This window comes from Tardiphaga sp., from assembly GCF_041424195.1.
Classification (GTDB): Bacteria; Pseudomonadota; Alphaproteobacteria; order Rhizobiales; family Xanthobacteraceae; genus Tardiphaga.
In genome coordinates, this window is the sequence record NZ_JBGMOE010000084.1 from 1 (window position 1) to 10461 (window position 10461).

A 10461-nucleotide genomic window follows, 5' to 3' on the forward strand; every position below is an offset into this window, starting at 1 on the left:
AGACGACGGCGCCCCCGCGCCGCAAATAACAGGGGCGATGACGCATGTCTGAAGCGTAGTGGCTGTTTGACAGTTGAATCTGAAGCGACGCGGCGCTGCGCGAAGTCAGGCCGTAGGATGGGTAGAGCGTCTTCGCGAAACCCATCATTCACGCGCACAGAAAGCGATGGGTTTCGCTGCGCTCACCCCATCCTACAAAGCCGTGGTCCTCAATCCACCCTCGCCGGCTGCTTCGCTGGCGGCGCATTCGCGACGCCCGCCGCCGTTGCCATCTGCGCCAAAGCCGCGATCTTCTTCTGCGGATCGGAGCCCGGCTGGACGACGCCGGCCGACATGATCAGGGTCGCAGCATCTTCGGCCGACATGTCGATATCGATGATCTTGCTCCTCGGCACATAGAAGAAAAAGCCCGTGGTCGGGTTCGGCGCGCAAGGCAGGAACACCGAGATATGCTCCTCCTGTCCCGGCAGGCTGTTGGCAACCTCGATGCTCGGCGGCTGCGAGATCAGCACGATGGACCACATGCCGGGCGACGGAAACTCGACGAGACCGACCTTGCGGAAGCTCGATCCCGACCCGGAGAACAGCGTCTCGAACACCTGCTTCAGGCCGCGATAGATCGCGCGCACCACCGGCATGCGGCCGAGCAGCCTCTCGCCGAGATCGACCAGGGAGCGGCCGATCAGGTTGGCGGTGAGGAAACCCAGCAAGGTCAGCGCGACGAAGGCGACGATCAGGCCGGAGCCCGGAATGCCGTAAGGCAGATACTGTTCGGGTCGATAGGCCTCCGGCACCAGCGGCCGTACGATGGCATCGACCCAGGTGACGAACCACCAGGTCAGGTAAAAGGTAATGGCGACCGGGCCGGCGACGATCAGGCCGGTGAGGAAATAGTTGCGGATCCGGGCCATGAAGCCGCGCGGCGCCTCGGGCGGCGGGTCGCCAGCGGGCGGGGTCAACGGCAAATCGGGGCGTTCCATCGGCGTTTCAAATCCATCTGGCGCGGCGCGCGACACCGCGCCGTCAGTCCTTATGGGTATCCTAGCAGGATTTCGCCAGTGCGGGGGAAGCCACTTGTGCGGCGCCAGACGGCCAAACCGGCCGCCTGCGACAATCCTGCCGCCTCGCCGGCCTATTCTACCGTGACCGACTTGGCCAGATTACGAGGCTGGTCGACGTCAGTGCCCATCACGACGGCGGTGTGATAGGCCAGCAGCTGCACCGGCACGGCGTAGACCAGCGGCGTAAATGCTGAATCCATGTCCGGCATCACGATGGTCACCATGGAGTCCACGGTGGCCTCCTCCGCCCCCTTGGCGTCGGTCATCAGAATGATGTTGCCGCCGCGCGCCGCGACCTCCTGCATGTTCGACACGGTCTTGTCGAACACCCGGTCATAAGGCGCGATCACGACCACCGGCATGGTCTCGTCGATCAGCGCGATCGGGCCATGCTTGAGCTCGCCGGCCGCATAGCCCTCGGCGTGGATGTAGGAGATTTCCTTCAGCTTCAGCGCGCCCTCCAGCGCCAGCGGATAGCTGGTGCCGCGGCCGAGATAGAGCACGTCCTTCGACTTGGCGATGTCGCGCGCCAGCTTCTCGATCGCCGCTTCGTGGGTCAGCGCATCGGCCATGAGGCGGGGGACTTTGATGAGGCCATGTATCAGCTTTGCTTCGTCGGCATCGGACAGCTCGCCGCGGGCCTTGCCGGCTGCGACCGCAAGCGTCGCCAATGCCATCAATTGGCAAGTGAAAGCCTTGGTCGAGGCGACGCCGATTTCCGGACCGGCCAGCGTCGGCATCACGGTCTCGCTCTCGCGGGCAATGGTCGAGGTCGTGACGTTGACGACAGCGAGCGTGTGCATGCCCTGCTCTTTGGCGTAACGCAGCGCTGCCAGCGTATCAGCCGTTTCGCCGGACTGTGAGATGAAGATGGCCAGATCGCCCTTGCGCACAGGGGCTTCGCGATAGCGGAATTCAGAGGCGACATCGACTTCGACCGGCAGGCGCGCAAAACGCTCGAACCAGTACTTCGCCACAAAGCCCGCATAGCTCGCGGTACCGCAAGCCGTGATCGAAATGCGCTGGATGTCCTTGAAGTCGAACGGCAGCTTCATGGGCAGCGCAACGCGCTCGGTGGCCATATCGACATAACGCGTCAGCGTGTGACCGACGACTTCCGGCTGCTCGTGAATTTCCTTGGCCATGAAGTGGCGATAATTGGCCTTGTCGACCATGAAGGACGATGCGCCGGATTTCATCACATCGCGCTTCACGACAGCACCCTGCTCATCGTGAATTTCAGCGTCCTTACGGGTCAGCACCACCCAGTCGCCGTCCTCGAGATAGCTGATGTTGTCCGTGAACGGCGCCAGCGCAATCGCGTCGGAGCCGAGATACATCTCGCCGTCGCCATAGCCGACTGCGAGCGGCGAGCCCTTGCGGGCGCCGATCATCAGGTTGTCGTGCCCCTTGAACACGAAAGCCAATGCGAACGCGCCCTTGAGCCGCGGCAGCGCCTGCTTCACGGCTTCGACCGGCGATGCGCCCTTCTGCAGGTAGGAGCTGACGAGATGCGCGACGACTTCGGTGTCGGTCTCGCTGACGAATTTGGCGCCGCCCTTTTCGAGCTCAATGCGCAATTCGCGGAAATTCTCAATGATGCCGTTATGCACGACCGCGACGCCTTCGGCGGCGTGCGGATGCGCATTGGCTTCGGTCGGCTTGCCATGCGTCGCCCAGCGGGTGTGACCGATGCCGATATGACCTGCCAGCGGCGACTTGCCGAGCTTGGCCTCGAGATTCTTCAGCTTGCCTTCGGCGCGGCGACGATCGATATGCGCGCCTTCCAATGTGGCCACGCCAGCAGAATCGTAGCCGCGATATTCGAGGCGCTTCAGCGAGTCCACGATCTGGTCAGCAACCGGACCACGTCCCAAAATTCCGACGATGCCGCACATGCGGGGTTATCTCTCCAAGTGGTATCAAATTGCCCAGGAATACTGGAACTCTCTTAGCGAGAATCGCAAATCGACTGTTACTCAATAATTATTGCCGATTGAGACAAGTTAGCGCGGTTGTACGGGCATTTTGCGCGACGCATTTAACAAACCATCAACGTGTTTGCTGAAGCATCTACGCCTGACCGGAGTAGACGTCCATGTGGGAGGAGCGAGACCCAAGAGCCCCCCGATCGATGGCCGGATCACGGCTGCGACATGTCGAGATGTCGCACAGCCGGCTGGCGCATTGGCCGCCGCCGCAACGTGATATCGCGGTCAAGCCGCATGCCGCCGAGCCCCACACGCCGCAGGAAGAAATCGTCGCCAAGCGCCCGATCCGCCGCGGCTGGCACCTGAAGGCCCCGGTGACCTGACGTCACCCCGAACACCGCGCGCTCACTTCGGCTTCTTGTTCGCCGCGTTCTTGTCGCGGAACCGCTTGCCCCAGCCTTCCTTTGTCGACACGTCGTTGCGCTCGACCGCAAGCGCATCGTCCGGCACGTCGCGAGTGATCACCGAACCCGAACCGATGTAAGCGCCGGCCCCGATCTTCACCGGTGCGACGAGCGACGAATTCGAACCGACAAAGGCACCGGCACCAATGATCGTCTTGCTCTTGTTGAAGCCATCGTAATTGCAGGTGATGGTGCCCGCGCCGATATTGGCGCCAGCACCGATATGGGTGTCGCCGATATAGGTCAGGTGGTTGACCTTCACGCCCGCTTCCAGAATTGCCGCCTTGGCTTCAACGAAGTTGCCAATGCGCGCGCCATCGCCGACCGACGTTCCCGGCCGGATGCGTGCGTAAGGACCGATCGAGGTCTTCTTGCCGATGGCAGCCTGCACGATATGCGAGAAGGCGTGAATGACAGCGCCGTCGGCGATACTGACGCCGGGCCCGATCACCACATACTGCTCGATGGTGACGTCGTTGCCGAACGTCGTATCGGCCGCGAGATGCACGGTCTCCGGCGCGACGATGGTTACGCCCGCGTCGAGCGCGGCCTTGCGCAGCCGCGCCTGCATGATCGCTTCGGCTTCCGCGAGCTGCGCCTTGGTGTTGATGCCGCGGACTTCATCCTCACCGGTCTCGATCACGCTCGCCCGCAAGCCCATGCTGCGCACGATCTCGACGGCGTCGGTGAGATAGTATTCGCCCTTGCTGTTGGACGTGCCGATCTGCTCGATGATTGTGAGCGCGGTCTTGCCGGCGAAGGCCATCACGCCGGCATTGCAGAGATCCACCTCGCGTTCGGCCGGTGTGGCATCTGCATGTTCACGGATCGCGACCAGTTGATCGCCTTCGACCAGCAGCCGGCCATAGCCGGTCGGATCGGCCGCGCGAAAGCCGAGCACGGTCAGCGCAGCGCCTGCCGCCAAGGGCGCACGCAAACGCTCGAACGTCTCAGCCGAAATCAGCGGCGTGTCGCCGAAGGCGATCAGCAGATCGTCCACGCCCTTTGCAATGGCGTCCTTTGCCGCCAGCACCGCATGGGCGGTGCCGAGACGCTCGTGCTGAACGAATGTTGCGGCATCGGGCCGCACGCGCCTGGCTTCATCCGCCACGTCCTGACGATCTGGACCTACTACGACGGCCAGGGCAGAGCCTGCGCCGTGAGGCGCCGCCGCGAGCACATGGCCCAGCAACGACTGGCTGGCGACCTGATGCAGCACTTTCGGCGTCGAGGACCGCATCCGCGTTCCCTCGCCGGCCGCGAGCACGATGGTGAGGCTGGTTCTGCCCGTCATCCGAAATCCCCGTTATGGCGGCGCCCATGCGCCGCGGCGGTCTTAAAGCGCGCCGCGGCCGTCTTAAAGCGTTTTCGGCGAATCCGGAAACCCGGTTTAGCGTGCCGTGTGGCCCGACAACCTCGGGTTCCCCGCCGGTTTCCTGATAATGTTGAACTGTGATTCGCAGGGGCGATGGGGCGACGCAGACGTCGAATGGCGGACAAGCACGACAAGTGGGCCGATACTCTCTCAGCCGAGCATAGCGGCTGGCTGACCGGATTTCTGGCTGAGGAAGACAAGGTCGACCGCCGCATGATGTGGCGTCTGGGTTCCTGGGGCGTTGCCGCGGTGGGGGCGGTGGTGATCGCCATTCTGGCGAGCCAGTCCCAGGTCCAGTTGCGCCGCGATCAGGTCGCGACATCGGAGACATTTGCGCGGCAGTCGCAGCAGATCCAGTTTGTTGCGAAGGAGACCCAGGCCGAGACCCGGCGCCTGACGCTGGCTATCGAGACGCTGAACAGCGACCGCGACCGGCTCTATGCCCGCGTCACCTCGGTCGAACAGGGGCTGGATTCGGTCACCGGATCGATCAAGCGCCAGACCGTCCCAACACCGACAGCCGCCATAACGACGGCAGCACCACAGCCACCTGCCACCGCATCCGTCGTTACCCCACCGGCAGCTACCGAACCAAAGCCGGCTGCAGAGCTTCCGAGCATTCCCTCGACGCCGGTCATCGGTCCCGTGACTGCCATCACACCACCTGCCGAAACGGCGCCCGCCAAACCGGTGCAGGCGGTGGTTCCATCTTCCAGCAGCCCGCCGGCCTCGACCCCGCTCGTTACCTGGAAATCGATGACGGCGCCGCCCGACGCCGCGACCGCCAAATCGAGCGAACCGGCATCGACCGCCGAACCTTCTCCGGCTGCTCCGGGGACAATGGCATCGGTCCAACCGGCCGCGCCCGAGCCTGCCCCTGCAGTCGTCGAGGCGGTTCCGATGCCGGTCGCCCGGACCGAGTTCGGCGTGGACATCGGCGGCGCCAATTCGGTGGACGGCCTGCGCGCGATCTGGCGCGGCATGTCCAAGTCTCGCGCGCTGAACGGATTGCGCCCGATCATGATGGTAAAGGAACGCCCGACCGGACTCGGCATGCAGCTCCGTCTCGTCGCCGGCCCGCTCACCGACGCGGCTGCGGCTGCAAAGATCTGCGCCACCCTGACCGAGAGCAACCGGCCCTGCGAGACGTCGATCTTCGAGGGGCAGCGCCTCGCAATGAAGGCCGAGACGACGCCCGCGGAAGCTGCACCTGCGCCCGCCCGGCCGGCGCCACGCAAACGCGCAGCGCCCAAGCCGCAGGAACGCACCGAACAAGCGCCGCCGCCCAAGCCCGCTGAAGAAGTTGCGCCGCCGAAGCCGCAATCGTCGCTGACCTCGTTCCTGGGGCTACACTAAGGACCAAAAGATCAGATTTTCAATCTCTTGGCGCGCGCGGCTAAAGTGTTATCTAGGTCCAACCTCTCGCCGCGACCGCATGCCGGGTTGTTCCGGACCGCGTTTTGAACCATGGTTTCAGCATGAAAAAAGATCCGTTCAAGCTCACCGCCCGTCAGGTGCAATGGCTTCTCATCGTCGGCTTCCTGTCCGTCGGCTACGCCATCTATCTGCGTTATCTGGCCATCGAATTGTCGACGACGGCGCTCGCCTGCGACGCCGGCCTCCAGAGCGCCCTGTGCAAGAGCCGGCTGGTGATGACCTATCTGTTCAAGAACTCGGTATTCGGGATCGCCGCGATCGTCATCGCGGTGCTGAACCTGCTGCGGCCGTCAATCGTGCTGATCACCGGCGCGCTGATCGCAGCCGGTTTCGGGATCGTGCTCTACAACGTCGCCCTCTCGGGCATCGCGATCGGCCTGCTTATTCTGGGCTTTGCGCGACCCGCGCCCGCCACAGCGTAATGCCGAACAGCAGATAGATCGCGCAGGTCCACAGCGACTGCCAGTTATCCGGCCCTTCGTTGAAGCCGATATACACCGCCGACAGCACCAGCAGTCCGGCGAACACCGACTCGGCGATAGGCCGTACACCTTCCTGCGGACGGTTGACGGCCATCAGTCCCGCGAACGGGACAACCGCCATGGTCAGCGCGGCGAACGGGAGGTCGCGGTAACGCGGATCGAACACGAAACCGAGCGCGGTCTCGGCGCCGATCAGCGCCGCCACAGCCAGGGTGAGCCCGAGCAGGACGGTCGACCACGAACGGGCCAGGAACCGGCTCGGCCCGACGAGTTCGAGGAAGGTCGGCAGCGAGCGACCGGACATCGTCGCATAGGCGCATAGCAGCGGCGACGCGACACCGGCAGCCAGCAGCGCACTCCACTGGATCCAGCGGCCGACGCCATAACTTTCATAGATCAGCTTGTCCGCGGCAACGCCGAGCAGGACGCCGGCCACCGTGGCCGATACGGCAACGGTCAGCCAGGCCGACAGACGCGGCGACCATGGCCGTCGACGGAGCGTCAACATGCCCGTCACGAAAACCAGGAAGCTCAGGCCCATGCCGAGCCCCATCTGCAGCTTCCACGACGGATAATTGGTAATCGGAACGCCCGGTGGATACTTCAGCTCGCGCGGCTCATCGTAGATAAGGCCCCAATAGCCGCCGACTGTGCCTTCGAGGTCGCGCTTCCACGGCTGGTCATAGGCTTCGATCAGATTGACACGGAATCCCTCGCGCTTGGCCAGATCGAGGATTTCGGACACCACCCGTGCCTGGTTGGTACGCGACGGCAACGCGCCATCGCGCATCCGCCCGGCGCTCGGCCACCCGGTTTCGCCGATCAGGATTTCCTTGGATGGAAACGCCACGGCGAGACGCTTGCGGATCGAGTCCACATGGGCGGCGGCGCTCTTCGCGCGAATCGGGAAGTCCTCCCAATAGGGCAGGATGTGGATCGTGACGAAATCGACCGCGTCATAGATCTCGCGATTCTTCAGCCAGAACTCCCAGACATCGGCATAGGTGACCGGGATCTTGCCGACCTGCGCCTTCACCGAGCGGATGATGCCGACGAGATCGGCTGCCGTCATCTCGCCGCGCAACAGCACCTCGTTGCCCACGACTACGCTGCTGATCACGTTCGGAAAGCGCTTGGTGAGATCCACGACGCCGGTGATCTGCGCCAGGTTCTTGAGCCGGTTGCTCCCGAGCCAGACGCCCTGAATGACCTTCAGTCCGACCTTGCCGGCCAGTTCCGGCACCTGATCAAGGCCATTATCAATGGAATAGGTCCGTACGCATTTGGTGATCTGCGCCAGCTGCGCCATGTCCTGGGCAATTTGGCTGGCGGGAATGACGGCTGTCGAATTCAGCGGCGTTTGCTCACCGCGGAACGGCGCATAGGAGACGCATTCCAGCTTGTCGGCGGGATCGATCGGCGCGCGCACAAGCATAACGGGCGTGGCCAGCCACCACCAAACCGCTGCGATCGTACTAAGGGAAAGGATGAGAAGCGCCAGCGGCGTGCGGGTGGAAATTGGTTCCGTCCTCCAAAGTCGTCCGTCGATTAGCCGGTCATCGCCAATCTGCCAAGTGCATCATGCCGGCAATCACGGACTTGTCGGCCCGACCCACCACGAAAATCAGACAAACTTCCGGCGTTGCTGGACAAAATCAAAAATGTCCGTCATGGGATTCAGCCGTGGTCGCCGCCGTATTGGGGGCCCATTTGAACGGCATCTGGCGAGGGCGTCAGAACTGCCTGGCAGCCAACTTATCGGGGACTTTATGCGTCGACTGGTGTTCGGGTTCCAATCTGCGGTTCTGCGTTGTCTCGCCGTTCCAGGCCTTGCTCTGCTGCTGGGTGTTGGCTGCGCGTTGGCCCAGAGCGGCCCGGTTCGGGCACAGGATCAGAAACCTGCGGCAAATGCGCCCGTGACGCCTGCCGACGTTGCCCGTGAGAGCCAGAAGAAGTCCGACGAATTCGTCGAGGCGACTCAGGCGATCAATGGTCCTGCCGGCAACCCTGAATGCGTCTGGCTTGGCCGTCGCGTCGTGGTGCTGATGTGGCGTGACGATCTCGACACCGCATTCCGTCACCTCGATCTCTACGACCGATTCGGCTGCCCCGGCGGTCACGTGCAGGCAACGTTTCGCTGCCTGGTCAAATTCGGCCCGCTGATCGATCCGAAAATTGCGGACAGTCTCAACAGCCGCGTCCATGGCTGCTGGATCAATCCGAATGCGCAGCCGCAGCCTGCCGCCCTGAGCCAGCCGGCAACGCCCGCGCCTGCCGGTGGCGGTGCAGCGGCGCCGGCAGCCGCTCCGCAGCCGGACGCCAAACCGCCTGCAGAAGCGCCGAAGTAATCCGGCGCGCCCTGTTCAGGCGGCGTTCAGCCTCCGGCGCATAATCGAGCTTTGATTATGCTGCCGCCCTCAAAACGCCACGGCAGCGGTTGAGTTGTTAATTTGTGTGGCGGATATAGTCTCCGTTACCGTTGTACTGGTCGGACCTCGGGGACGGGTCCGCTTCCCGGCCACGCTCGCCCCGTTATGGTTCAGTTGCGATGCGCGCTGTCGTCGCCGTCTTATTGTTTGTGACTGCCGTTCATGCCGCCCTTTGGGGCGTATTGCGCGAGAAGCAGGAAGCTCCCGATTTCAAGGGCATGATTCCCAGCCTCTCCTATGCGCCGTTCGAGGGCACGGCGCATCCCGACGTGGACAACATTCCGACCGTCGAGAAGATACGCGCCGACCTCAAGAAACTGTCGACGATCACGCGCGCGATCCGTCTCTACTCGTCGACCGGCGGCGTCGAAATGGTGCCCGCCATCGCCAACGAGTTCGGCCTCAAGGTCACAGTCGGCGCCTGGATCGACAAGAACGCCGATCGCAACGAGCGCGAGATCGCCTCGGCCGTCGAACTGGCGAAGAAGAATCCTAACGTCATCGGCATCGTCGTCGGCAACGAAACGCTCTATCGCGATGAACTCAAGATCGAGGACCTCGTCGAATATATCCGCCGGGTGAAGCGCCAGGTCACCGTTCCCGTCACGACCGGTGAAATCTGGAACATCTGGCGCGACAATCCGCAGCTCGCCTCGTCGGTGGACTTCATCGCCGCGCACATCCTGCCCTATTGGGAAAACTTCACCGACACGCAGGCGGTCGACCAGGCTGTGCATCTCTATGGCGTTCTGCGTGAGACCTTTCCCGGCAAGCGCATCGTGATCGCCGAATTCGGCTGGCCGAGCGAGGGCTATAATCTGCGCAATGCCATTCCCGGCCCATTCAAGCAGGCCGTAGTGCTGCGCAATTTTGTGACCCGCGCCGAAGCGATCGGTATGGACTACAACATCGTCGAAGCCATCGATCAGCCCTGGAAGTTTTTCGAAGGCGGCGTCGGTCCTTATTGGGGCGTGCTCAACGCCGACCGCGAGCCGAAATTCCCTTGGACCGGTCCGGTCGTGAACCCCGACCACTGGAAGAACGCCGGCATCGCGCTCCTGGTCGGCATCCTGCTGTCGCTTCCGATCCTGCAGATCGTTGGCGCTACGGCGATCCAGACTCTCGTGCTCTCGACCGCAGCCAATGCCGTTGGCGCCTGGGCGGCAACCATCTTTGCCTATCAGCAGACCCACTATTTCGTCTGGGGATCGGCCTTCGCCCTTACTCTCGGCTGCATCCTGCTGATCCCGCTGATCCTGATCGCCCTGGCGCGAATCGAAGA

Annotated in this window: 8 protein-coding genes and 1 pseudogene; 5 read left to right on the top strand and 4 right to left on the bottom strand. The window is 63.2% G+C overall.

The features are described from left to right. Positions 1-209: 209 nt before the first annotated feature. Together ACEK02_RS13355 and glmS are read right to left on the bottom strand one after the other, a co-directional pair. Complete coding sequence (locus tag ACEK02_RS13355) at positions 210-980, bottom strand: DUF502 domain-containing protein (RefSeq protein WP_371422173.1); 771 nt, start codon at positions 978-980, stop codon at positions 210-212. Between the two features lie 152 nt (positions 981-1132). Next, the gene (gene glmS / locus ACEK02_RS13360; protein ID WP_371422174.1) at positions 1133-2959 is read right to left on the bottom strand and encodes a glutamine--fructose-6-phosphate transaminase (isomerizing); all 1827 of its coding nucleotides are present in this window, start codon (positions 2957-2959) and stop codon (positions 1133-1135) included. A gap of 236 nt (positions 2960-3195) precedes the next feature. Here glmS and ACEK02_RS13365 point away from each other — a divergent pair, with 236 nt between their 5' ends. Beyond that, on the top strand, positions 3196-3375 hold the full coding sequence (locus ACEK02_RS13365; RefSeq protein ID WP_371422175.1) for a hypothetical protein: 180 nt from the start codon (positions 3196-3198) through the stop codon (positions 3373-3375). 22 nt (positions 3376-3397) lie between these two features. Here ACEK02_RS13365 and glmU read toward each other — a convergent pair whose 3' ends face one another. After that, on the bottom strand, positions 3398-4750 hold the full coding sequence (gene glmU / locus ACEK02_RS13370; RefSeq protein WP_371422176.1) for a bifunctional UDP-N-acetylglucosamine diphosphorylase/glucosamine-1-phosphate N-acetyltransferase GlmU: 1353 nt from the start codon (positions 4748-4750) through the stop codon (positions 3398-3400). 195 nt (positions 4751-4945) lie between these two features. Here glmU and ACEK02_RS13375 point away from each other — a divergent pair, with 195 nt between their 5' ends. Together ACEK02_RS13375 and ACEK02_RS13380 are read left to right on the top strand one after the other, a co-directional pair. Next, positions 4946-6187 carry a hypothetical protein gene (locus ACEK02_RS13375; RefSeq protein ID WP_371422177.1) on the top strand — a complete coding sequence of 414 codons (1242 nt, stop codon included), beginning with the start codon at positions 4946-4948 and terminating at the stop codon, positions 6185-6187. Positions 6188-6309: 122 nt separating this feature from the next. After that, the gene (locus tag ACEK02_RS13380; RefSeq protein WP_371422178.1) at positions 6310-6690 is read left to right on the top strand and encodes a hypothetical protein; all 381 of its coding nucleotides are present in this window, start codon (positions 6310-6312) and stop codon (positions 6688-6690) included. Here ACEK02_RS13380 and ACEK02_RS13385 read toward each other — a convergent pair. Next, the gene (locus ACEK02_RS13385; protein WP_371422179.1) at positions 6650-8185 is read right to left on the bottom strand and encodes a beta-(1-6) glucans synthase; all 1536 of its coding nucleotides are present in this window, start codon (positions 8183-8185) and stop codon (positions 6650-6652) included. The genes ACEK02_RS13380 and ACEK02_RS13385 overlap by 41 nt on opposite strands. Before the next feature lie 334 nt (positions 8186-8519). Between ACEK02_RS13385 and ACEK02_RS13390 the strand changes: the two genes are divergently transcribed. Both ACEK02_RS13390 and ACEK02_RS13395 read left to right on the top strand, forming a co-directional pair. Then, the gene (locus tag ACEK02_RS13390) at positions 8520-9098 is read left to right on the top strand and encodes a beta-1-3, beta-1-6-glucan biosynthesis protein (RefSeq protein ID WP_371422180.1); all 579 of its coding nucleotides are present in this window, start codon (positions 8520-8522) and stop codon (positions 9096-9098) included. 200 nt (positions 9099-9298) lie between these two features. After that, positions 9299-10461 (top strand): annotated as a pseudogene (locus ACEK02_RS13395) (glycosyl transferase family 2); the annotation flags it as partial.